Consider the following 24,331-nt stretch of genomic DNA (forward strand, 5'->3'; position numbering starts at 1 on the left):
ATATTTGATATGGTATCGGAATGCTCTCAGCAAGTTGAACTGCATTTCTGAGTAAAGATTAAGTTAATAATACGAAGAAACTAATATACCAGTATAAAGTATATCGGGTAAGAGCGGGGTAAGCTTAAGGAATATTTTGGTAATTATTGCGTGCGCGATGTTTCGCCCGGATAATTACATAACAGCGTTGTCATAGCGTGCACGAAATTCTCGAACTTTGTCTAAGGGCATCAAGGCAGTTTTGTCCGTGCCGGCGAACTTTACGATGTATGTCTTATTGCCATACGGAAGAACCTCGGTAACCATATCAGCATTAATTATATAGCCTTTGTGGCAGCGGAAGAATCGGGGGCTGCATAATGCCCGGTCTATATCCTGCAACGTTTGTTTGGTTTCTATAGTCCCTTGCCGGGTATACAGGATAGTCTTTCGACCTACACGCGTTACCAGAATTATGTCCTGATTCTTAATGAAATATTGCTTGTTGTTAGACTTAACGCATACCATAGCATCCGCTTTTTCAGGATTTATAGCCTGCTTATCGGCTAGAACGACTTCTCTGCGCTCATCTTTTACTTTTTTTATGCGTTCGATTGTCTGTTCTATGCGCCCGGCATTAAAGGGCTTGACCAGATAATCAAAGGCATAGACCTCAAATGCCTCGTGGGTGTAAGAATCATAGCCCGTCGCAAAGATAATAAACGTATCGGGCTTGTTGGTGGAAATCCTGCGTACAGCCTCCAACCCATCTGTTTCCGGCATATCGATATCGACAAATATGACATCCGGGGCAGATGTGGTTGCGGCTTGTATGAGCTGTTCACCATTCTCTACCTCTGCAGCTACTTCTATATCTGAGATCCGGGCGAGAGCTTTACGCAAGATGATTCTCATATAAGGATCATCATCGGCTATTATGACTCTTAACATCCTTGCATCCCCTCTACATGGATCGAGTTATCGTTTTGCTCGATATCGGAGCATTATGCTTTTGGTTTTCTAATTTTTAAAGGGTATTTGAACCGTAAACGTAACTTTGTCGCTATCGCTTGCCGCGGAAACCGTCCCCTTGTATGTTTCAATAATCTTTCGTACGCTATAGAGGCCCATGCCTCGCCCTTCGCCTTTGGTCGAAACGTCCGGATCAAATATGCTGTGAATCAGTGTTTTATCTATCGGCTGCCCCGAATTAATAACATCGATTACCAGTAAATTCGTGTTTTTCACCACATTCACTTCTACATAACGCTTATCTACCGGCAAATTGCTTACCGCCTCAAACGCATTATCTATTAGATTTCCAAGTATCGTGTTGATATCCCTCGTTCCCATTGGGAGAGGATTGAGGTTGCTGTCGATGTTTATATTAAAGTCGATACTTTTTGCCTCCGCTAAGCCTGTTTTCGTAAACAGCAGCGCGGTAACACCCACGTTATCGGTCTTGACCAGGTTTAACGATCTCTTAATCTCCGAGACATTTTTCCCGATATATTCCTTTGCTTCATCATGCGCGCCAACCTCAAGCAGCCCATAGGCAACCTGTAGGTGATTGGTAAAGTCATGCCGCTGCGCTCTAATGGTGTTTACCAACTCTTCAACGCGACGCAGTGAATCAAGCTCGGCCCTGGTTTTAGTTTCCTTCTGTATAAGTGCAAACGTCCGCCTGATCGATACGAGCATCAAAATCGCCAACACAACAATTACCGAGATGTAAAGGGCCGAGAAGCCGAAAAAACCGCTTGAGAACACGCGACTATCTTCGCTCACCGCTATATAGCTCGATAAATATAAGACCACCATAAGGAAGCTCTGGGCAAAAAGGAGGCCGACTAAAGGAAACGATGTGTTAGATATAAGCCGCTTATTCGATTCAGGCTTAACAATGAGCTCTCTGAACTTTGTAAATTTATCGCTGAATTTTAGCGCCAAGAGTATAAGAACGACCAAAACGATCGCTTCAGGTGTGAAGAAGGCGACGCGATACCAGCTGTTATTAAAAACCGCGGCAAAAGAGAGCCCTGTTATGGAAAACAAAAGCGGTGCGATAATCGCTTCAACCACGCCGTAGATGATCAATCCCAGCAGCGAAACCAGAAAGCTGAGCCCAAACGGGATGGCAACCGCAAAATAGATAACCGCTGAGAAAGTAACAAACTGAAGCAGGGTATGAAAGCCAAAGGGAATAGGAAGCAATCTAGTTAGATCACCGAGAATTGCCTGTATGAAACCGATAAACAGTACCTGGCTCAGCTTTGGTTTTATCCCAAATATGGATAAACCAAGTATAGCCACAAGCGAGGCTTCCGGAAAGGAAACCAAAAATAGCACTACGGGCGAGAGCGACTCCATTGTTGTCATCCTTAGCCAAGAAACTTCACCATTTGTTAAGAATAATTAATAGATATCAATTAACCTTAAGCATATTTGACTTTCGGTTTGTATGCAAATCTAGGGGATGGTTATACATATGAAAATATAAAAAGCAGAAGTGAATTCGCTTCTGCTTTAATGTACTATAAGTACGCTTATTTGCTATCCGCAGTAGAATCGGTTATGCCACTGCACGTCCGTATGCCCAGCACGCCATGACGAAAAGAGCCAATCCTGCCAGAACCGATGCAACCGATCCTACGTTAATACCCTGGCGCATCACACCTGTGATGCCTCCCTGAATCGAGAGAATTCCTCAGCCAACCCCGACTACTAATAACACCCAATACCACATAGCTTTCTCCTTCTCCTGCAGATATATTTACAACCCTAGGTTCTTTCTCTATATAGCATATACGCTGTCCTAACTCTCTGTCGATTCCTTAGCACCAAAATCCCAAAGAGAAACACAATAATTGCCCCGACCCGCAGGGCGGTCTCAGTGCCCGCCCTCTCGGCCAGCCACCCGATTTCAAAGTTCCCCAGCGGGGCAAGGCCTATAAACATTAGCACATAAATGCTCGCCACGCGTCCGCGAACTTCGTCGGATACCAAGTTCTGAATAGTCGTGTTCACGGTTGAGAACTGAGCTATCAAGCCGAGCCCTGCAAAGAAGAGCAGCACTAAGGCAAGCGAGAAGTTGGACGTAAACGTAAACAAGGCGAGGCTTACTGCGAACAATGTGTTTCCCCCGATAATGGATGCCATCGTGGACACTCTCTCGGAAAAAGCAGATATAAGTACTACCGCCACCAGTGCGCCTAATCCGGATGCCATATAGAGGTAGCCGAGACCGGATGCGCCTACGTGAAAGATATTCCTGGCGATAACCGGCATAATAGTTGTGTACGACCAGCCGAAAATCGAGATTACGCCGGTAAAAATCAGGAGCGTACGTATTATCGGGTGAGTGAACGAGTATGCGATGCCTTCTCTAATGGCTTTAATCGGGTGCGGCACTTCTTTCGGCACATATGGCTCTACGTGTATTGCAAGCAACGCGATTATTACCGCTATATAGCTTAGGCCGTTAACAATAAAAGCTCCCCCGGTACCGACGACCGATATAAGGAAACCGGCAATACCGGGCCCGATGACTCGCGCCGCGTTAAAAGTGCCGGAATTAAGAGCAATTGCGGACGGCAGCACATCCTTCCCTACCATCTCGGGAACAAATGCTTGCCGGGCAGGGGAATCGATGGCGTTTACCGACCCTAAAAGAAACGCCAGCAACCCGATTTCCCAAACGGCAATGACGCCCAGCACCGTCAATATTCCAAGGGTGAAAGCCAAGATCATCGAACTCGCCTGGGTAAAAATGAGGATCTGTCTCTTTGGGAACCTATCAACAATTACGCCGCCAAAAAGAGAAAAGAGCAGCGCGGGCACGGTGGCAAGTGCGGCAATAACACCTATAAGAAAAGCTGAGTTGGTCAGCGTTAAAACGAGCCATCCTTGGGCAACAATCTGAAGCCATGTCCCGATGAGCGACACTAATTGCCCGGCAAAATAGAACCTGTAGTTTCTGTTATCAAGGGCGGGAAACAGCGCGACGAACCTCTTAGGAAATTGAGATTCGCCCATGCTGACTTCAAGGCTCTCGTCAACAATATGTGTTTCCTCGTCGTTGAAGGTCTTTTTGCTTGATGTAGCCATTTTATTCATTTCTTTTTTATCATGTTGATAACTGCAATCTAAGAAAAACGCCAGTAGCGACAACTCCCGCAAATCAGCCGGTATTTTATCACCTTTCTTCTTGCCCGGGTTGTCGTAAACACAATATGCGTTTTTCTCGTTTATCTATTAATATTTCAAGCACGCGGTTGACCGGATTTGCGACAGGTGGTAATCGGCGGTTGAAACTGGAAAATGACTTATTAAAGTCGTTTTCCAGGTGCACTCTTATATTATATCAGACTCTAGCGGAGCCGATAAGGGCTTATTACTGCAGCCGCCTGTTTCCCGGGCTTATAAAAGCGAAAAAGCGTTTTGGGTATAATGCTGCTATAGATAATACTATGATAAACAGCATTGCACACATCACCACCATAGTGGAAGAGAAACCGCCCTATAGAGCGGTTTCTTAAAATATTCAAGATATATGCTCTGGCCGGCGCTACTCTTCTTCTATTGAGATCGCAACCGCCGGGCATTCTTCAATCGCTTCATTAATCTTATCATTGAGGCTCGGATCAGGATCCTCATTTATAACGTAAGCAAGCCCGTCATCGCGTAACTCAAACACCTCCGGGCATATCTCAGCGCAAACGCCGTCACCTATGCATTCATCATGATTAACGATAGGTTTTGCCATACAACAATCTCCTTTCATGATTTAAGGTTCTACACATCCCATTTCATATAAACCATAATTTCGCCTCATCATTATACCCAATAACAATAGTTCGAAATTCCAAACACGCTTTGCCGTGGGTTTTCCAAGCACCGTCCCAATGAGACAATATCCGTACTCTTATGCAACTTGTCTTCTTGCATTAACCCCTGCTGAAAAGTTTGAAATATTTTTATGAAAAAGTGTTTACATCGATGCCTTTAGGTAGTATGTTACCTATTATAGGTAATGCATTACCCAATAGGAGGGTCACTGTGTCAACTCAAACTGAAAGTATCTGGCAGCAAGAGATGAGTGAAATCTTTGGTGAAATCTTTCAATTAGAGCGAAAGCTCGAGTCCTTACTGGATAAGGTGCTTGCGCCATACAATCTTACTACCAAACAATGGCTCGTGCTTGCCGTTATCGAAAACTTATTCCAAAGAAAACCATCAATTAAAGAAGTGGCCCGGCAACTTAACACTTCCCATCAGAACATTAAGGCAATCGCGTTGAATCTCGAGCAACGCGGTTTCGTGACCCTTGAAAGCGACCCAAGCGATAAACGAGTGACCCGCCTTGCAACCACCCTGCAAAGCAAAGAATTCTGGCAGAAAAGAGAAATTGGGGACAAAGCGTATATCGCCGCTCTCTTTCAATATCTAACAAGCCAGGAAACACTGCTTTTGCAACAACTACTCAGAAAGCTATCAGACGGTATTGATGAGCTTTCGCAACAAATCAGCAATGAGACGAAGGAGGACTACGATGGGTAATTTTGCACTGTTTATAAAGCTCGCGCTCATAGGAGTGGGCGTACTGCTAGTATTAGCAGCAGTTGTAGTCGGTATTGGCAATATCAGCTTTAAACGTGCCTTTAACGGCAAAGTCGGACGGCTATTTAAGGACCAACCAAAAGCTGAGCGCGCAGTAATCACAGAAGAAGACATCAAAGACCTGCCTGAGCCGGTGCAACGATTCCTGCGCTACACCAAAGTCATCGGCAAAAAGAGAGTAGCAACCGTAAGACTTAAGCAAAAAGGGTTTATGAGACCAAAACCGGATGGGAACTGGATTCCTCTTGAGGCAGAACAATTCTTTGCTGTGGATAACCCCGGCTTTGTATGGAAAGGGAGCCTCACTATGGCGCCGCTTCTCACAATGTCGGCTCAAGATATGTACCTGAACGGCACAGGCAATATGCATGTGAAGGTAATGTCGACCATCACCGCGGTTAATGCCAAAGGCAAAGACATGGATAAGGCCTCGCTGCTTCGTTACTTAAGCGAGATGTCGTGGTTCCCAACCTCGTTCGTCAGCGACAAGGTCAAGTGGGAGCCGATCGATGCACAAAGCGCGAGAGCTAGTATAACCGATCACGGCATCACGGTTTCCGGGGTTTTCACTTTTAACGATAAGGGAGAGCTTATATACTTTGCCGCTGAACGAGCCCGCGATGTTGGCGGCGGCAAGCTTGTTAAGACGAAATGGATTGCGGACTCACCGGTCCGCGAGTATAGAACAATAAATGGGATGCACATCCAAGTCAAAGGACAGGCGAGCTGGCATCTCGATTCCGGGGAGTATACGTATATTAAATTGGATCTAACGGACATCGAGTATGACAACCCAACCCTCTATTAATTGAAGGTTATCTTGATTTAAGGCACCTGGGCACTGGGCACGTATGATAGAAGTTTATTGCCAAGCTGGATTCGGCGGATGGCATCAGGAAAGACAACATCGCTCCGATCATCGCTTGGGCAAAAGGTCAGGATTAAGTAACTAGAATAGCACCTCCACCGTACCTTTTCCGCCATCGACCCGTACTAAATCACCGGGCTGGAAACAAAAAGTGGCTTTTGATAAGCCACTTTTTCCAATTTGCTCCCCGGGCAAGATTCGAACTTGCAACCCTTCGGTTAACAGCCGAATGCTCTACCGTTGAGCTACCGAGGAACGGGTTGTGACGCAATATTCACTTTTGTGCGCGATGCACACTTTTAGCATTATAAAAGATATTTCCATAAGTTTCAAGCGTGTATGGCAATGACGGACACCGTTTCTGACCATATTGCCTTTAAATGCATAAAGCCATCCCGGGCGTAAGCGCGCGACCAACGAGCAGTTCATCACACCGTCATATTTAGTACATTCCATAGCAATCTCGATACACCGACAACAAGATACTCTTAAACTCACCCCATGCTTGATGTATAATGTTTCCAAGGCGCTTATTACCAAACTATCAGCCGGAACCAAAGGTTGGCGCACATAAGTCGCAGGAATTCGTGCACGTAGGAGGTTGTTACTACTTATATGCGCTTTAAGGTGTCTAATTACCGAAGAGTAATTCAGGCGTTTTTCTTTTTGTTGTTCATCGTATTACTTGGAATTACCGCAAAACAAACAAACCTGCTGTTTCCGACACAGCTTTTTCTTGCTTCTGATCCATTAGTTGCTATCGCAGCAGCATTAGCCGGCTTGCCGGTCGTTGGAATCGCGCTCTACTCACTTATTACTGTCGCAATTACCCTGCTCTTTGGGCGAGTTTTTTGCGGTTATGTGTGCCCGATGGGAACGCTGCTCGATCTTTTTTCACCGCTTGCAAAAGTCGTCGGCTTTAAGCAAAAGCGATTTAGAATACTTAAAGTCGTACCGCTTATCACCCTGTTCTTAGTGCTGGCATTCAGTCTGTTTAAGAGCAGTATTTTGATGGTCTTCGATCCGATCGTGCTCTTAACGAGAACCTTTACGGTCGCAGTATTTCCGGGTGTGAGCGTTGTTATCTCCAAGACTATGTCGCCACTCTTTAACACATCGCTCTCGAAGTTCGCCGATTCGGTAACGACCAGTTTAAACGGCATGGTTGTCTACAGCGACCCGCGGACATTCATTGCAACTTCATGGATTGTTCTACTCTTTATCCTGGTTGTAGGGTTAAACATACTCGGCAAACGATTTTGGTGCCGTTACTTATGCCCGCTAGGCGGTCTTCTCGGCTTGCTGGGAAAAATTCCGTTGTTTCGCAGAAGGGTGGAGGCAACGGCCTGCACTAGCTGCCTGAGCTGCACAAAAGTCTGCGATATGGATGCCGTAACCAAGAAGGGCCTCGCTACCGATGCCGGCAATTGCATGCTGTGTATGAAGTGCCGGAAGAAATGCCCACAACATGCAATCTCTTGGGGATTGAAGCCGGAGCTTTCAACCGAGATTCCATCACGGCGTACTGCCCTACTGGCAATCGGTGGAAGTGTTGCGGCGGCATACCTTGCCTCGCTCGGCGTGAAAGCAAGGGTGCTTCCGCAAAATGCCTTGCTTGTTAGGCCTCCCGGTGTACGCGCCGAAGACGAGTTTCTTAATAAATGCGTGCGTTGCGGGGAATGCCTTAAAGCGTGCCCGACAAATGTTTTGCAGCCTGCGTTGGTCCAATACGGGCTCGAATCGCTCTGGACGCCACATTTAGACTTCACTGTAGCAGGGTGCGATTACTCGTGTAATGCATGCAGCCGTGTCTGTCCGACCGGCGCTATCGAGAGCATAACACTAAAAGAAAAGCAGAAACTTGTCATAGGTAAGGCGGTTATTGACCGGAAACGTTGCTACCCGTGGATTGCCGGCCATGGATGCCAGATTTGCTACAATATGTGCCCGCTTCCAGAGAAGGCAATCTACATGAAAGATACTAACAAATACGATGCGAGCGGAATGATGATCGTGCTGCCGTACGTAATAGAAGACAGGTGCATCGGCTGTGGAATTTGTGAGAACGAGTGCCCGGTTAAATGCACGCAAAAAGGCATAACGGTCTTCCGTCCGGGTCGACCTAAAGATAAAAACAGCATGAAGAGCAGCGACCTGAAAGGCCTGGCTGGAAGTACGGATGCTACCGGTACAGCAAGCCCTGTGACTACATCAACGGCAACAGGAAAGTCACAATCTGCCGGTAATGCGCAAAAGAAAACGCCACAAAAGAAATCACCTAAAAAATAAAGCGGTGAGGCTACGCACAACCTACAAACCGCAAGAACCAAAACCTACATAGTAAAAGGGAGGCTATTGACCTCCCTTTCTTATATCCAATATTTATGAATTACCTGATTACTATATTTACTTTATTTGCGCTCTATTCTAAATAATCCCTGAGCTTAGCGCTTCTGTTTGGATGGCGCAGCTTGCTAAGCGTCTTGGACTCAATCTGCCTGATACGCTCACGGGTGACACCGAAAACACGACCGACCTCTTCGAGGGTGCGCGGATGCCCATCGATCAAGCCGAAACGAAGCTCGATGACTTTCCGCTCGCGCTCGCTTAACGTATCGAGCACTTCCTGCAGTTGTTCCTGTAATAGTGAGAACGATGCCGCATCAGCCGGAACTTCTGCTTCCTGATCCTCGATAAAATCACCGAGCTGGCTGTCCTCTTCCTCGCCAATCGGCGTTTCAAGGGATACCGGTTCTTGGGATATTTTGAGAATCTCGCGTACTTTCTCCGGTGTTAAGCCCATCTCATCACCGATTTCTTCCGGCATAGGCTCGCGCCCCAGCTCCTGCAAGAGCTGGCGCTGGATTCGAATTAGTTTGTTTATCGTCTCAACCATATGGACGGGAATTCGAATGGTACGCGCCTGGTCGGCAATCGCTCTCGTGATCGCCTGGCGAATCCACCACGTCGCATAGGTACTGAATTTAAAACCCTTGCGATAGTCGAATTTCTCAACGGCACGAATAAGGCCGAGGTTTCCTTCCTGGATTAGATCAAGGAACAACATACCGCGACCGACGTAGCGTTTAGCGATACTTACAACGAGGCGCAAGTTCGCTTCGACCAGCTTTTTCTTGGCATTCAGACCATCGCGCTCAAGCCGCCTGAGCTTGCGGATTTCATCGCGTGCCAAGTTCGCTTCTTCATTCTCCAGTCTATCGGCAGCTTTTTCGCCTTCCTCTATACGTAAAGCCAAATCGACTTCCTCTGCTGCGGTTAGCAGCGGTACTTTGCCGATCTCTTTAAGGTACATACGTACCGGATCATTTGTCGGCGATTTAATGGAGAGGTCGATCTCACGAACGGGCTTCTCCTCAGTCGGTTCTTCCTCTTCAGCTTCAGGTTCAATGATCGGTGCTTCTCCATCCAAATCAACTTCGAGCTCATCTTCGACTGCGCCCTCATCCGCCATATCAACTATCTCAACACCGGTATTGAAGAGGTAAGTATATATGTTGTCTATTTGCTCGCTTGTAAGATCAAGCGTTTCAAGGGCGTTATTAATCTGATCGGCTGTGAGAATACCCTTCTCTTGACCTGTGGCCACCAATTGTTTTACTTCAGGAATTTCAAGCTCATTAATGCGAGCATTCACTCTAGACGTTCCCCCAATCAATTTACGACAGGCCGTTAACGTAGATCCCGTCGTTTTGCTTCTAACGCGATGAGCTCCTCAAAGAGCTCATCGTAGTATCCTTTTGATTGCTGGACCTGCGTTGACTCCAGCTCTCTCTTAATTTTATTAATTTGACGTTTATAGTGAAAATCCTTGAGAGATACCAAAATATCCTCAAAAAATTTAGATAATTTTTCCTCTTCACATTCCGAATCGGCTAGGAGCAGCTGTGTTGCATATGATGCGAGCTTTGTGTCGAGGCTCTCCAATGTACCTGCATCAAATTTACCCCCGCCCATTTCCTTTAAAACAGTAAAAAGGCGTCCGTGCGCTGAGGCAACAAAATAGCTCTCATCCATTTCAGCAGGTATCTTCGCTCTGACCTCTGGATATTGAATTGCCAGCTGGAGAAACGATCTCTCTGCTTTCTGCTGGGGATTAAGCATTGTCGCCTTAGCTTCAACCCGCGTCGACATTTTTCGTTTATACGTTGCGTTGAATTTTACTGTGAGAGCTTCTTCATCGAATTCGAGGTGTTGTGCGATTTTGCTTAAATATGCTTTCTGCGAAGCCGGATTATCGAGCGTTGCGATAAGTTTAAAACCTGCCAGTGCAGCGTGCTCTTTTTGCCGTATCTCACTAATATTATGCTTATCGAGCTCACGCGTCAAGTAAAAATCGAAAAAAGGTTCGGCATTATCGATAAGTACGCGAAAATCATTTATATTGTTCGCTCCGATAAAATCTGCAGGATCTTGTTTGTTGGGCAAGATAACAACCCTTACATCGATACCTGCTGCATTTTGTTCCAAATCCTTTAATGCCTCCATTTTCGGGAGCCGGAACTCCGAAAGATATGAACTTGCGCTCTCCGCGGCTTTTATACCGGCCGCGTCTGCATCAAATACAAGTACTACCCGCTCGGCGAATCTTTTTAAAAGTTCGACGTGCTCATGGGTAAATGCGGTTCCCAGTGTTGCAACCACATTGGTGATGCCTGCCTGTGCGAGCGCAAGCACATCGGTGTAACCTTCAACTACAATGACCGCGCCGTCACGAACGACATCGCCCTTGGCGTTGTTGAGCCCGTAAAGCAATGAGCTCTTGTGATACACCGGCGTTTCCGGCGAATTGAGGTATTTGGGCTCGCCGGTACCAAGCACCCTGCCGCCAAATGCTACTGCACGTCCCCTGGTATCAGTAATGGGAAAGATAAGTCTTCCCCGAAATCTATCGTAGAAGCCTTTCTGTCCCTTGATCATAATACCCGCTTGCACCAGCTCTTCTCGGGAAAACCCCTTTTTAACGAGGTAATTGCCGAGCGAACTCCATGATTGCGGCGCAAGTCCCAGGCCATATCTTTTTACAATATCGTCACGTAAACCGCGTTTCTTTAAGTAAAAGCGTCCGCGCTCACCCTCTTTTGTTTTATGAAGTACGTACTGATAATAAAGCATGGTCAGACGATTGGCTTCAAAGATGCGCGCACGCTTCGACTGCTCGGGGCCATACTGCTTCTCAAAGGTAAGCGTATAGCCGATTCGCTCTGCCAGCGATTCAACTGCTTCGGGAAACTCCAGGTGCTCGACCTTCATAATAAAGCCAAATACATTGCCGCCCTCACCGCAGCCGAAACAATGGTAAAGCTGCGATACCGGATCGGCCTTAAACGATGGCGTTTTTTCCTGGTGAAACGGGCATAAGCCCCAGTAGAGCTTGCCTTTTTTCTTCAAAGAGACGTAGTCGGATACAACATCTACGATGTTGTTCCGTTCTCGGACGATCGTTATGTCCTCGTCTCTAATCCTGCCTTTCATTACACCATCCAGACTTTCGGCACAAAGTACTCGTCGTAGGTGCGAATCGCAAACCTATCGGTCATTCCGGCAATGTAATCGCATACTTTGACCGGCACCTCGGCTCTGTCGCTCATGCTGAACTCTTCGGGCAAAAGCTCCGGCTGCTCTAAAAAGAGGAAGAATAAGCTATGGATAACGTTTTTCGCCTTTGCGTTCTCCGACTTTGCGTCTGAGCCATGATACACGTTCTTAAAGAGGAACGACCGCAAACCCAGCATAGCATCCATATATTCGGGACTCATCGAGATGGTATCTTTGCCACGACTGTATTCAACGAGATTGCACACCATACTGTTGATTCGCACGCCCTGATGTGCGCCAAAGACGTCGATAAAATCACTGGGGATATCTTCTATGCGAAGGATCCCGCCGCGCACGGCGTCATCGATATCATGATTTATATACGCTATGCGATCGGCAATTTTGACGATTTTTCCTTCGAGCGTCGCCGGGTCGGTTTTACCGGTATGGTTTAAGATGCCGTCCCGCACCTCCCAGGTCAAGTTCAACCCCTTGCCATTGTACTCAAGGATATCGACAACGCGGAGGCTCTGCTCGTTATGGTTAAATTGCTCCGGCACGCCTTCAAGCCCGCGGGTTTTAAACATTGTGAAGACCTCGGTAATCGCCTCCTCACCGACATGGCCAAAAGGAGTGTGCCCGAGGTCATGCCCGAGCGCAATGGCTTCGGTAAGGTCTTCGTTAAGGTTGAGCGCACGTGCGACCGTGCGCGAGATTTGGCTTACTTCGAGCGTATGCGTTAAACGGGTACGGTAATGGTCTCCTTCAGGTGCAAGAAATACTTGAGTTTTGTTCAATAACCGGCGGAACGCCTTGGAGTGAAGGATGCGGTCGCGATCCCGCTGAAAGCATGTGCGCAGCTCACAGGGGATTAGCGGCTTCAGCCTGCCCTTTGTATTGACGCTACGCATAGCATTCGATGCTAACGTTTCGACTTCCGCCTTCTCTATGGTTTCTCGCGGTGTGAGACCGTTCTGTTTCATCTATAACCACCTATTTTTTACATTCTTCGACTAAACGAACACCAGTAATGCGAGCGCTTCTTATTGCCTCGGCATCATCCTGCGCGGGCTTTTGCGCGCACACGCCATGGTGCCCGATCGTCATCGAGATTGAAGAGTCGGATACAACGCTCATTCCATGAACCATCATAATGTCATGCAGTGCACGAACGGTTGTCTCCTGGCCCCCGTAGCGTGAAGCGCCAACGGAAACCGCTGCCCCGACCTTGCCCGCAAGCCCCTTTTCACTTCTAAGTTTTCGGCTCTTATCGAAGATGGCTTTAAGCTGGGCTGAGACCGTACCAAAGTAGACCGGGCTGCCTAGTACAATCGCATCGGCATCCACAAGCGTCTTAAACACGCTCTCGAGCTCGGTATTCTTAAAACACGTACCGACGCACGGGGTGCTACAGGCTGTGCAGAACGGGCGCTGCTGGTCCGCCAGGGCATCCATAGCGTGGATAAACTTTGTTTTCGCTCCAGCCTCTTCAGCTGCTCTTAATACTTCTTTAAGTAAGAAGGCGGTATTGCCGCCCACGTTGGGGCTCCCGTTAATTGCAACTACAACGATATCGTTCATTTCATCACCTCGAGATTTTTGATAGTTGGTACGCAGGTAAAAGGTTACTTTACTTAGGTATTGTAGCAAACTTACCGCGGTTTTTTGCGCTCGTTCTCACGTAACATATAATATTCGACGGATGTCATAATTTTCCTGCAAGAAAAATAATTTATATGAGAGAATCAAATCATCGGCTCGTAATATAATGCCGGGCGAGCACAGCATATCCAAGGCTCTGCACCCGCCACGTGCTACCGTTAGTTTTTACAGCTGACATGCTCTTGTGCTACTGTTAACCTTAAGCAATTATCCGGAATGAGGGCTCAACTAAAATGGTAACCTTTGATTTTCACGCACATGCGTTTACAGATGATATCGCCGAGAAACTCATCGGCAAAATGGAGCAAATATACGGCATCAAACGACGTCATAACGCAACAATTACAGAGCTACTAGCATCTGCACACAATGCCGCAATCGATAAGGTTATCGTACTCCCCATCGCCAACCGGCCTGAGCATATCCGCTACAACGACTGGTATGCAGAGCTTGGGGCAACACACGAAGCCATCATCCCATTCGGGTCGATTCACCCGGATAATAGCGCTGCTGAGCTCGACCGCTTCCCCGCACTGGGCTTAAGGGGTATTAAATTTCAGCCCAACGCTCAGAAGTTCTACCCCGACGATAGGCGCATGTTTCCAATCTATGAGCGGGCTGCCGAGAACAACCTTATTGTGGTGTTTCATGCCGGCCACGAGGAAGGCGGCGTCGAAGGTGAGTTTAGCCAGCCCGAGCGCTTTGTCGACGTTATCACGTCATTTCCTGATCTTACCATCGTTCTCGCGCACTTTGGCGGGTACAAAGTATGGGACAAAATCAAGCCTGTGTTGGGTTTCGAGAATGTGTACTTCGATACCGCCCACATGCCCGGGGTAATAGATGAACAACTGTTTCTTACGTTAGCGAGCGAGATCGGGTTCGATCGCATTGTCTTCGGGACGGATTTCCCGTTTCACGACCATGCAACCGAACGGGCATATATCGAGCGCGTTTTTGGCGAAAAGGCATCTAAGCTCATCAGTGAAAACCCCGCACGGATATTAGGAATGGACGCGACCGCGTCCGGTGAACCATCCACTGTCTAAAAACAACCTCTTAGCAGTATAAGCGCACGCTAACGGTAATTAAGTTAATCTTGTTGATAAGTTTTTCTACACTATAAGATAGGGAAATCTTCAAAAATCACGGTAAACGATTACACCGATTGTATGCTCTAGGATTATGAGGTGAATCATGGGTTCTTTATCAAACGACGTTACCGAAAACGGCAACGCGGTACTAGTGAAGCGATTAGACTCATTAAGCACTACTAAAATCAAAAGACTGCTGGATAGCCTTGGGATACACGATTACCGAGTTGCGGATAATGCCAGGGTCGTAAGCCTTACAAACAAAAACGATCTTCTGAAACTATTTGTCAACTTGGCTCCATTCGAACCGTCCGACGCGTATGATCTGTGCCTCTGCAAATCAAGTGAGAGGGAAGTACTTCAAGTTGGGGCATGGGAATTCGAGGTACGGGCACACGTATAATCGTTAGCAACTATTAACCATTGATTAGTATGGTAAGGCGGCATTATAAGCGAAAAGGCGGGCGCATACGCCCGCCTTTTCTTGTTATCTCTTAAGCTCAATCTCTCAAGATACTCTTTATACTATGCGGTTGAACCGCTGTCACCAAGAACCGCTTGTGCGGCTGCAAGGCGTGCTAGCGGCACGCGATACGGCGAACAGCTCACATACGATAAGCCGATCTTGTGGAACTTCGTGACCGATGCCGGATCACCGCCGTGCTCACCGCAGACGCCGAGCTTAATGCCCGGGTTTGCTTGGCGACCCTTCTCGCACCCCATGGCAACCAACTGCGCAACACCATCATCGATGGTCTCAAACGGGTTGCTCGGCAAAATCTTGCGGGCTAAGTACCGTGGTAAGAACTTCGCTTCGATGTCGTCACGGCTAAAGCCGAACGTCATCTGGGTAAGGTCGTTCGTGCCGAATGAGAAGAAATCGGCAACTTGGGCAATCTCATCTGCGGTAACCGCCGCGCGCGGGATTTCGATCATGGTACCGATCTTGTAGTCTACATCAACACCACATGCGGCGATGACCTCTCCGATTACTTCTTCGCTCTCTTTACGAAGCGTCTCAAGCTCGGTGACAATACAAACGAGCGGAATCATGATCTCAACCTTCGGGTCGCCGCCCTGTTTCTTAAGCTCGCAAGCTGCTTCCATAATGGCACGAACCTGCATTTTGTAGAGCTCAGGGTGCGTAATACCCAAGCGGCAACCGCGAAGACCCAGCATCGGATTCATTTCGGCCATTTTCTCGACACTCTCAAGAAGTGAGCGTTTTGGCGCAAGCTCAGCTTCAGACACGCCGCTCATCTCCATCTTGGTTATTTCAACCCTTAGGTCTGATGGGCTTGGCAAAAACTCGTGGAGCGGCGGGTCAAGCAACCTGATGGTAACCGGCAGCCCGTTCATCGCCTTAAAGATGCCTATAAAGTCCTCTTTCTGCACTTTGAGGAGCTTCTGGAGCGCATCGTCTTCCTCTTCCTTGTCCTTAGCCAAGATCATCTGCTGAACGATCGGTAAGCGATCGCCGAGGAACATGTGCTCGGTACGCGCAAGACCAATACCTTCGGCGCCGAACTGACGGGCTTTCTCCGCATCCTCGGGTGTATCCGCGTTGGTGCGAACACCAAGACGCCTAATATTATCGGCCCAGCCGAGAATCAGGTCGAACTCTTTGGTCGGCTGCGGTGGAACAAGCGAAACCTCGCCCAAAACAACGCGACCGGTCGTCCCGTCGATAGAAACGATGTCGCCCTCTTTGACCTGGGTGCCATCCACCGAGAATATTCTGTTTTTGGCGTCGATATGCATTGCGTCGGCGCCGCAGACACACGGCTTGCCCATGCCGCGGGCGACAACCGCCGCGTGGCTGGTCTTACCGCCGTGGCTGGTTAGAATTCCTTGGGCGGCAACCATACCGTGTAAGTCATCCGGTGTGGTTTCCCACCTGGTTAAGATAACTTTTTCGCCCTTCTCGGCCATATCTACGGCTGTGTCGGCGTCGAAGACGACTTTACCGACCGCCGCGCCGGGAGAGGCGTTAAGGCCTTTGGTAAGCACATCGAGTTTTGCTTGCGGGTCAAACTGGGGGTGAAGGAGCTGATCGAGCTGTTCCGGCTCGATCCTCTGTACCGCTTCTTCTTTCTTTATCAAGCCCGCTTCAACCATTTCAGCCGCAATTCTAAGCGCGGCTGCGGCTGTTCGCTTGCCGGTCCTGGTCTGAAGCATCCAGAGCTTGCCCTGCTCGATCGTAAACTCGGTGTCGCACATATCGCGATAATGGTGTTCAAGCGTCTTCAAGATACCAAAGAGCTGGTCGGCAAGCTGCGGCATATCGTTTTTCAAGTTTAATAGCTGTTGTGTGACCCTGATGCCGGCGACAACATCTTCGCCTTGCGCGTTGATAAGGTAATCACCGTAGGGTACATTCTCGCCGGTTGCGGCATCACGGCTAAACGCAACGCCTGTCGCCGAATCTTCACCCTTATTACCGAAGACCATCGACTGCACGTTAACAGCAGTGCCGAGGTCATCCGGAATCTTATACAGGCGCCGGTAATCAATCGCCCTCTTATTGCCCCAGCTCTTAAAGACGGCCTCGATAGAAAGCCTGAGCTGCTCTTTCGGATCGGTCGGGAAATCACTGCTTGTTTCTTTCTTAACGATGCCTTTAAATGTTTCGACGAGCTCTTTCAAGTCGCCGGCACTAAGGTCGGTATCGTATTTCGCGCCTTTTTGCGCTTTGATCTCGTTGATCGCCTCTTCAAACAGTTCACCATCAATTCGCAAAACGACTTTGCCGAACATCTGGATGAAACGGCGATATGAGTCATATGCGAAACGCTCGTTATTGGTCTGCTTCATAAGGCCTTGCACCGCAGTATCGTTCATACCGAGATTCAAGACCGTGTCCATCATACCCGGCATAGAGAACGGCGCACCGGATCGCACTGATACGAGAAGCGGGTCATTTGGGTCGCCGAGGCTCTTACCCATCTTCTTTTGTAGCTCTTGAAGATGCTGATCTACCTCATCGAGCAGCCCATCGGGGAACTTGTCTGTCTGATAATACTCATTACAAGCTCCTGTTGTGATTGTGAAACCTGGTGGAACCGGCAAACCAATGCGCGTCATCTCGGCGAGGTTTGCACCTTTACCGCCGAGGACGTACTTCATGTCTGCAGATCCTTCTTCAAAATCATAGACGTACTTTGGTTTTTCTGGCATTTCATCACACCCCGTGTAAAGTAATAAATAGATATCTAAACCGCCGGTGGGTTTATCTGTGAAAAATCAGCCACTCTTTGGAACATGGCTTTAGCGTAGTTCAGTAGTCGTAGCCTATTGTTTTTAATTGCTTCGTCCTCTGCCATTACAAGGACTTCGTCAAAAAATGTATCTACCAGGCCCCTTAAGCGTGCGAGAATATCGATGCCTAAAGCATAGTCCCGACCGGCTTTCTCTATGTCACTATCTACCCCAAGCAGGCTCTCATAAAGCTTCTTTTCAGCCTCCTCCTGCAAAAGATTTTCATCCACATTCGTTCCAAGCTCAAGCTTCGCCAGGTTCTTAACCCGCGTGTAAGCCGCAAGCACATCAACTATCTCCGGGCTTGCGAGTTTGGCGGCAATCGCCTCGGCCCTGGTTCGGATATCCACCATGTCATCAATTGAGAATACTGAAACGGCCTCGACCACGTCAATCGGCAACCCCTGTGCAAGCAGGTACGCACGTAAACGTCCTCTAATAAAGTCCTCAACCAGGTCGGAGGTCGCCGCAAAATCAAATTTCACGCCCTGCTCGGCATAGAGGCCGAGCGCGAGCTCAATCATCGCTTTTATTGGAATCTTCAAATCGTGCTCGAGCACTATCGAGACGATGCCGTACGATTGTCTGCGAAGCGCATACGGGTCTTCCGACCCGGTTGGAATGAGCCCCGCCGCAATAATGCCCGCAATTGAATCGAGCTTATCGGCTATGCTGACGATCTGCCCGGCGACTGTCTGTGGTAGTATGTCTCCCGCCGAACGCGGCAGGTAATGCTCGAAAATCGCTACGGCAACGTCGTCAGGCTCGCCGGATACGAGTGCATAATAGCGGCCCATAACCCCCTGTAGCTCAGGAAACTCAAATACCATCTCGGTCATAAGGTCGGCTTTGCATAGATACGCCGCCCGCTTCACATGTTCGATCTCTTGTACGGAAAGGCCAAGGTTTTCTGCGATCTCACCGGCAAGTTTAACGTTACGCTGCGTTTTTTGGTATACCGTACCCAACCTAACTTGGAACGTCACACCGGTAAGCCTATCTACAGATGACTCCAGCGGCTTTGAGCTGTCCGCCTCAAAGAAATATTTTGCATCGGCAAGACGCGCCCGGATAACTCGCTCGTGGCCTTTGCGGATAATATCGGTAAACTCCGGATTGCCGTTGTTTATCACGATGAAGTTAGGAAGGAGCTTACCGCTCGCATCCTCAATAGGGAAGTAACGCTGGTGCTTCTCCATGGCGGTTACCAGCACCTCACGGGGAAGCTCCGCAAACTCCTGCGAGAAACTCGCCCGAATCGCGTGCGGATACTCGGTAAGTTCAAGCACCTCATCAAAAGTGTGCTGATGAACGACCGCCCGGCCGCCGGTATCTTGCACCGTGCGCTCGATGCCCTCCCGGATAAGTGCAGCTCTTTCGCCCTGATCTGCAATAACGCTGTTGACCTTCAAATCCGTAAGGTAGTCGGTAGGTTTTTCGATGACAACGGGGTGGTTTGCCAGCAATCGGTGCCCCATGCTCGCATTACCGGAGGCAACGTCACCGACCGTAAACGGGACAATATCCTCCCCGAAGAGCGCGACAATCCAGCGAATCGGGCGCACGAAACGAATCTCACCATCACCCCATCGCATAGCTTTTGGAAACGAGAGCGAAAGAATAAGCTCGGGCAAAATGGTTTCGAGAATCGCGGTAGTCGCCCTGCCCTCTTCCTCTCTTACAGCAAACACATATTCGCCGCCCTCTATCGAGCGGACTTCAAGTGAATCAACGGATACGCCTTGCGACTTCGCAAAACCTTCGGCCGCTTTTGTCGGCGTACCATCTTCGGTAAACGCCGCCCTCTTGGCCGGCCCTTTTATTTCATGAACCATTCTTGACTGGTGCTCGTCCAGCCCACGCACAAGCAGCGCAAGCCTACGCGGAGCCCCATAAGTGACGATATCCTCAAACCCAAGACGATACCGGTTTAAAAGAACCATCGCCCGCTCTCTAAGCTGATTAGAGCCGACAACGACAGATGCAGCCGGTATTTCTTCGGTTCCAATTTCTAATAGTAAATCTTGCTTACTCAACTGTTGTCACCGCCTTTTTGCAAAGTGGGAAACCCAACTCCTCGCGATGAGCGAGGTAAGCGCCGGCAATAAGGCGGGCCATATCGCGGACCTTGCCGATAAACCTGGTGCGCTCGGTCACGCTGATTGCTCCACGCGCATCGAGCAGGTTAAACGTATGCGAACATTTCAAAACATAATCGTATGCCGGCAGCACCAGGCCCGCATCCAGCGTACGCTTTGCTTCCGTCTCATATATATCGAAAAGAGTGAGGAGCATCGGCACATCGGCGACCTCGAAATTATAGCGAGAGCCCTGTATCTCGTTTTGGCGGTGCACCTCGCCGTAGGTAACCCCATCGACCCATTCCAGGTCGTAGACGCTTTCCACTTGCTGAATGTACATCGCAAGCCGTTCGAGGCCGTAGGTAATCTCAGCGCAGACCGGTTTTACATCAATGCCTCCGACCTGCTGGAAGTAGGTAAACTGGGTAACTTCCATGCCATCGAGCCAGACTTCCCAACCTAAACCCCAGGCGCCGAGCGTCGGCGACTCCCAATCGTCCTCAACAAAACGGATATCGTGCTTCGATAAATCAAACCCGATCCGCTCGAGGCTTTTCAGGTATATCTCCTGCACATCATCGGGAGAAGGTTTTAAAATGACCTGGTACTGGTAGTAGTGTTGAAGCCGGTTCGGGTTCTCGCCGTAACGACCGTCAGTCGGTCGCCGTGAGGGCTGAACGTAGGCCGTCTTCCAGGGTTCCGGCCCGAGCGAACGCAAAAACGTCGCCGGATGGAAAGTGCCGGCCCCAACTTCGCTATCGTAGGGTTGCACAATGATACACCCGTAATCAGCCCAGTATGCCTGAAGGGTTAAAATCAATTGTTGAAAATTCACGTTCGCTTCCTCTTTCCTTACATGAACATGCTTGCCAAACTGCACTATTTCACAATATACGTTGATGTAGCGCCATCAACCTTCGCTATGGCGTAAGCCGTGTATCTCTATAACACATTAAACTATACTGTAATCAAGCTAAAGAAGTGGTGCGCTTCTGACCCGCCTACACGCAGCACTGCGAAGGTAAGCGATGCATATGGCCGAGTATGAATGTATTAATTGTAGCAAACAATACTACACGACCGCTACAGTATCGAGCGGATTCAGATAACCGGTTCAGAGCCTCCATAATGACCTAGCAATATTAATTGCAAATGAGCTGGTTTAAGCAATCTCTACTTTTAAGCTTTGATTGAATATAATACGTTACGTAATCTCGCATGAGAAGGTATAACTCATCCTCAATGCGTGCGATTACATCCAGGTCAACGATAGCATCAAGCGGCAGCCGCAAGAGCCTTATAAACAGGTCGACCGTCGCCGGGGTCACAGCGATACTATTCCGGTCGGCCCCGGCGCACTCGCTACAGGCAAGGCCTCCCCATTCAAAGCTGAAGCGCATACTAACCCCCAGCTTCGCTTCACAGATGACGCACCGTTCAAGCTTCGGCTTGTACCCGGATATCGCCATGAGTTTAATATCAAAAGCTATTAAGAGAAGCCGTAGATTCTTATTCGACCTGGATAAGACTTGTAACGATTTAAGCAGCAAATTATACAGCGGGATATCCCGCTCTTCCTCAATCGCTACTTTATTTACCAGATCAAGCATAGCCGAGCCATAACTGATACGCTCAAAGCTATCCCGAATGCCTGCGAAGGAATTGATAATTTCTGCCTGCGTGACAATATCAAGGTTCCGGCCTTTGTATAGCAGCAAGTCGACATGAGTAAAAGGTTCAAGTCGACAGCCGAATTTACTTTTCGTTTTCCGAACGCCCTTGGCAACCGCGCTGACCCTACCGTGTGTACTGGTCAAAATTGTGATAATGCGATCGGCCTCACCAAGTTTGTGCGTTCTTAAAATAATACCTTGGGTTTTATAAAGCGACAATGGGCCTCCAATAGTGTGATTTAACTGCAGTTCTTACTGTGTTCTTCCTATTATTTTGCGCCGTTTACGATTATTTAGCAAACCCCAAGCGCCAGGTGATGATGCCTCACCGATCCTCATTATTGTACCCTTTCGTACCGAGTACATCAATAATTTAGCATATTAAATTACTAAAACCTGTTACCACCTAGACGACCCATTTTCTGCATTATAAAAATAGCGTTAATTACGCGTATTTTCCCCCTTTAACCCTAAAGTAAGCACTGGAAAAAGCCGATATTTTGATTGTAACTATATAGTGAGTGAGCTTAAAAAGGTAGGGTACGGTGCAACGCTTTTTTTGTTTTAACCAAAAAGGTTCAATGATTATTGAAAGCCTTATAGCGCTTTCAATCGTTTGTGTTGCCCTGATATCGCTCGTACCGATGATGGTCTCCGCAACACGGACCGCTACCTTTAACGAACAGCGCACCAAAGCATACAGCATCGCAACCAAGAAGATCGAAGCGATTAAAAGCCTGGCTTACGAAAGTGTCGGCGTCCAAGGCGCGTATCCACCGGGGGTTTTACAACGTGACGAAGCGGTGCCATCCGACAATATTACGTTTAATGTGCAAACTGTTGTGTCCTGGGTGGATAACCCGGATGATGGAATCTCACCAACCGATCCCGATGGTCGTGATTACAAGCAGGTAACCGTCACCGTCTCGTGGACAAGCGAGTTTGGACCGGGTTCCGTCAAAGCAACCACAAATATTACCCGTGAATCGGACGAGCAATTAATCTTCGGCGGCAATATTAAAGTTATCGTGAAGACACTTGGCGGTCAGGTGGTCGAGGGTGCTAAAGTCGATATCTTGCAAGGTCCCGGATCCCCTATGACCGGCTACACCGATGGTGACGGTAAACTCATTTTTTACGCATTAGTGGAGAGCGTTACCGAAAAAGATTACGCGATTACCGTGTCGAAAGCGGGTTATGTATGCCAGCCTAAGTTAGCCGTCCAGCATGCAACCTCGAAGAGCGGCCAGATGGATGTTCTTGAGTTTATCATTTCACAGCCCGGACAACTTACGGTTAGGCTCGTCGATCAGGCCGGTACCCTGATAACCACCGATTCAACAATTACGATAACCGGCTCTGAGGCAACCGGTACGTCCGTCTATCATCAGATTAACAACGGATGTTATCAGATTGATAACGTCTTCCCCGGAGGTTGGCAGATAGCGCCGACCGCCCGTCTTTACCTTGCACCGAGCCAACCGGCAAGCGTACAAGTTGATGCCGGCAAGACAACAAGCGTCAACATAACAATGTTGCCGCCGGCGCAGGGCAGACTGCATCTTACCGTACGCGATGCAACGACACTGGTTGGGATCGGCAGTGCAACCGCTATCCTAACCGGAATATCAGCAACCGATACCGCTAATATGACAACGAACGTGCAAGGAACCGCCGATGTAACGATAACCGCCGGTACATATCGCCTGCAGGTCTCTAAAGCCAGTTACACAGGATTCGACCAGCAAATTACGATTGATTCTTCCGGAACAACAAACTACACGGTCGACCTTGCCCCGGTGCCACAATATGGAACGCTAGCCTTAACCGTTCGCAATTCGCAAACATCTGCTCTTATCGGCGGGGCACAAGCCACACTTACAGGCCCGACGCCAGCTAACGCAACAACCGATGCAAATGGAACCGCAAACATGAGCGTACAGGTAGGCACATATACCTTGACGGTGACAAAGAGTGGTTATACTGACTACAGCCAGCAGGTCACAATAGTAGCGGGCGCAAACAGCCTGACGGTTAATCTCGTTCCTACGGCAACGCAAAACGGGACGTTCGCCCTAACCGTTCGCAACTGGTATACACGCAGCACAGTTAGCAGCGCACAAGTCACCCTTGCGGGCCTCAGCTCGGCGAGTGGTACAACAAATTTATCAGGCCAAGCCAGCTTCACCGTACCGGCAGGTACGTATACCTTGACGGTGACAAAGAGTGGTTATACTGACTACAGCCAGCAGGTCACAATAGTAGCGGGCGCAAACAGCCTGACGGTCTATATCGTTCCGTTCGGATCGTTAAAGGTTTATGCAAGTGCCAATACTAAGATCCGCGTAACCGGACCAGGCTATAGCCGCGATCAAACTGTCGGCTGGGATTGGACGGTAACGTTTAGCAATCTGTCTGCCGCCACAACAGGAACAATATATACTGTGAGAAGATATCGTAACGGTAGCTGGACTGATTCAAAAACAATTACGATCAATCCTGGGCAACAAGGGTCGGTGGATTACACTGGCTGGCATTAAT

The 24,331-nt window shown here is 48.6% G+C and carries 18 protein-coding genes and 1 tRNA gene; 6 read left to right on the forward strand and 13 right to left on the reverse strand.

Annotated features, from left to right (window positions below):
• Nucleotides 1–174: 174 nt before the first annotated feature.
• The 4 genes from VGK02_07075 to VGK02_07090 all read right to left on the reverse strand — a co-directional run bounded on the left by VGK02_07075 (nucleotide 175) and on the right by VGK02_07090 (nucleotide 4,744).
• Entirely contained in the window at nucleotides 175–930 is a 756-nt protein-coding gene (locus tag VGK02_07075; GenBank protein HEY3374807.1) for a LytTR family DNA-binding domain-containing protein, read from the reverse strand.
• A gap of 69 nt (nucleotides 931–999) precedes the next feature.
• The gene (locus VGK02_07080) at nucleotides 1,000–2,292 is read right to left on the reverse strand and encodes a GHKL domain-containing protein (GenBank protein HEY3374808.1); all 1,293 of its coding nucleotides are present in this window, start codon (nucleotides 2,290–2,292) and stop codon (nucleotides 1,000–1,002) included.
• Nucleotides 2,293–2,760: 468 nt separating this feature from the next.
• Complete coding sequence (locus VGK02_07085; protein ID HEY3374809.1) at nucleotides 2,761–4,086, reverse strand: MFS transporter; 1,326 nt, start codon at nucleotides 4,084–4,086, stop codon at nucleotides 2,761–2,763.
• A 460-nt stretch (nucleotides 4,087–4,546) separates the two neighbouring features.
• Nucleotides 4,547–4,744 (reverse strand): ferredoxin, encoded by a 198-nt coding sequence (locus VGK02_07090; GenBank protein HEY3374810.1) that lies wholly within the window; start codon nucleotides 4,742–4,744, stop codon nucleotides 4,547–4,549.
• A gap of 293 nt (nucleotides 4,745–5,037) precedes the next feature.
• On the opposite strand from VGK02_07090, the gene VGK02_07095 reads away from it, so the two are divergent.
• Nucleotides 5,038–5,538, forward strand: coding sequence for a MarR family transcriptional regulator (locus VGK02_07095; GenBank protein ID HEY3374811.1), 501 nt, complete (start codon nucleotides 5,038–5,040; stop codon nucleotides 5,536–5,538).
• On the forward strand, nucleotides 5,531–6,406 hold the full coding sequence (locus tag VGK02_07100; protein ID HEY3374812.1) for a DUF6544 family protein: 876 nt from the start codon (nucleotides 5,531–5,533) through the stop codon (nucleotides 6,404–6,406). Before VGK02_07095 ends, VGK02_07100 begins: the two co-directional genes overlap by 8 nt.
• A gap of 243 nt (nucleotides 6,407–6,649) precedes the next feature.
• Here VGK02_07100 and VGK02_07105 read toward each other — a convergent pair.
• Nucleotides 6,650–6,721: transfer RNA gene (locus tag VGK02_07105), tRNA-Asn, on the reverse strand.
• Between the two features lie 360 nt (nucleotides 6,722–7,081).
• On the opposite strand from VGK02_07105, the gene VGK02_07110 reads away from it, so the two are divergent.
• Nucleotides 7,082–8,755 (forward strand): 4Fe-4S binding protein, encoded by a 1,674-nt coding sequence (locus VGK02_07110; protein HEY3374813.1) that lies wholly within the window; start codon nucleotides 7,082–7,084, stop codon nucleotides 8,753–8,755.
• A 133-nt stretch (nucleotides 8,756–8,888) separates the two neighbouring features.
• Here the strand turns inward: VGK02_07110 and rpoD are convergent, their stop codons facing one another.
• Genes rpoD through VGK02_07130 form a run of 4 tightly spaced genes read right to left on the reverse strand, consistent with a single transcriptional unit; the run spans nucleotide 8,889 to nucleotide 13,603 of the window.
• Entirely contained in the window at nucleotides 8,889–10,121 is a 1,233-nt protein-coding gene (rpoD, locus tag VGK02_07115) for an RNA polymerase sigma factor RpoD (GenBank protein HEY3374814.1), read from the reverse strand.
• Nucleotides 10,122–10,156: 35 nt separating this feature from the next.
• The gene (gene dnaG, locus VGK02_07120; protein ID HEY3374815.1) at nucleotides 10,157–11,959 is read right to left on the reverse strand and encodes a DNA primase; all 1,803 of its coding nucleotides are present in this window, start codon (nucleotides 11,957–11,959) and stop codon (nucleotides 10,157–10,159) included.
• Entirely contained in the window at nucleotides 11,959–13,005 is a 1,047-nt protein-coding gene (locus tag VGK02_07125; protein ID HEY3374816.1) for a deoxyguanosinetriphosphate triphosphohydrolase, read from the reverse strand. The genes dnaG and VGK02_07125 overlap by 1 nt, the downstream gene beginning before the upstream one ends.
• A gap of 10 nt (nucleotides 13,006–13,015) precedes the next feature.
• Entirely contained in the window at nucleotides 13,016–13,603 is a 588-nt protein-coding gene (locus VGK02_07130; protein HEY3374817.1) for an NAD(P)H-dependent oxidoreductase, read from the reverse strand.
• A 314-nt stretch (nucleotides 13,604–13,917) separates the two neighbouring features.
• Between VGK02_07130 and VGK02_07135 the strand changes: the two genes are divergently transcribed.
• The gene (locus tag VGK02_07135; protein HEY3374818.1) at nucleotides 13,918–14,733 is read left to right on the forward strand and encodes an amidohydrolase family protein; all 816 of its coding nucleotides are present in this window, start codon (nucleotides 13,918–13,920) and stop codon (nucleotides 14,731–14,733) included.
• A gap of 148 nt (nucleotides 14,734–14,881) precedes the next feature.
• A complete protein-coding gene (locus VGK02_07140) occupies nucleotides 14,882–15,181 on the forward strand; it encodes a hypothetical protein (GenBank protein ID HEY3374819.1) in 300 nt (99 codons plus the stop codon).
• 122 nt (nucleotides 15,182–15,303) lie between these two features.
• Here the strand turns inward: VGK02_07140 and ppdK are convergent, their stop codons facing one another.
• The 4 genes from ppdK to recO form a co-directional block, all read right to left on the reverse strand.
• Nucleotides 15,304–17,955: a pyruvate, phosphate dikinase gene (gene ppdK / locus VGK02_07145; GenBank protein ID HEY3374820.1), complete on the reverse strand. Its 2,652-nt coding sequence runs from the start codon at nucleotides 17,953–17,955 to the stop codon at nucleotides 15,304–15,306.
• A gap of 35 nt (nucleotides 17,956–17,990) precedes the next feature.
• Entirely contained in the window at nucleotides 17,991–20,072 is a 2,082-nt protein-coding gene (gene glyS / locus VGK02_07150; GenBank protein ID HEY3374821.1) for a glycine--tRNA ligase subunit beta, read from the reverse strand.
• Nucleotides 20,065–20,952 carry a glycine--tRNA ligase subunit alpha gene (gene glyQ, locus VGK02_07155; GenBank protein HEY3374822.1) on the reverse strand — a complete coding sequence of 296 codons (888 nt, stop codon included), beginning with the start codon at nucleotides 20,950–20,952 and terminating at the stop codon, nucleotides 20,065–20,067. Before glyQ ends, glyS begins: the two co-directional genes overlap by 8 nt.
• A gap of 307 nt (nucleotides 20,953–21,259) precedes the next feature.
• Entirely contained in the window at nucleotides 21,260–22,009 is a 750-nt protein-coding gene (gene recO / locus VGK02_07160; GenBank protein HEY3374823.1) for a DNA repair protein RecO, read from the reverse strand.
• A 362-nt stretch (nucleotides 22,010–22,371) separates the two neighbouring features.
• On the opposite strand from recO, the gene VGK02_07165 reads away from it, so the two are divergent.
• Entirely contained in the window at nucleotides 22,372–24,330 is a 1,959-nt protein-coding gene (locus VGK02_07165) for a carboxypeptidase regulatory-like domain-containing protein (GenBank protein HEY3374824.1), read from the forward strand.
• The last annotated feature ends 1 nt before the right edge of the window (nucleotide 24,331 follow it).

The organism is Candidatus Aquicultor sp. (genome assembly GCA_036504445.1).
In the GTDB taxonomy this organism is placed as follows: Bacteria; Actinomycetota; Aquicultoria; order Aquicultorales; family Aquicultoraceae; genus DASXVE01.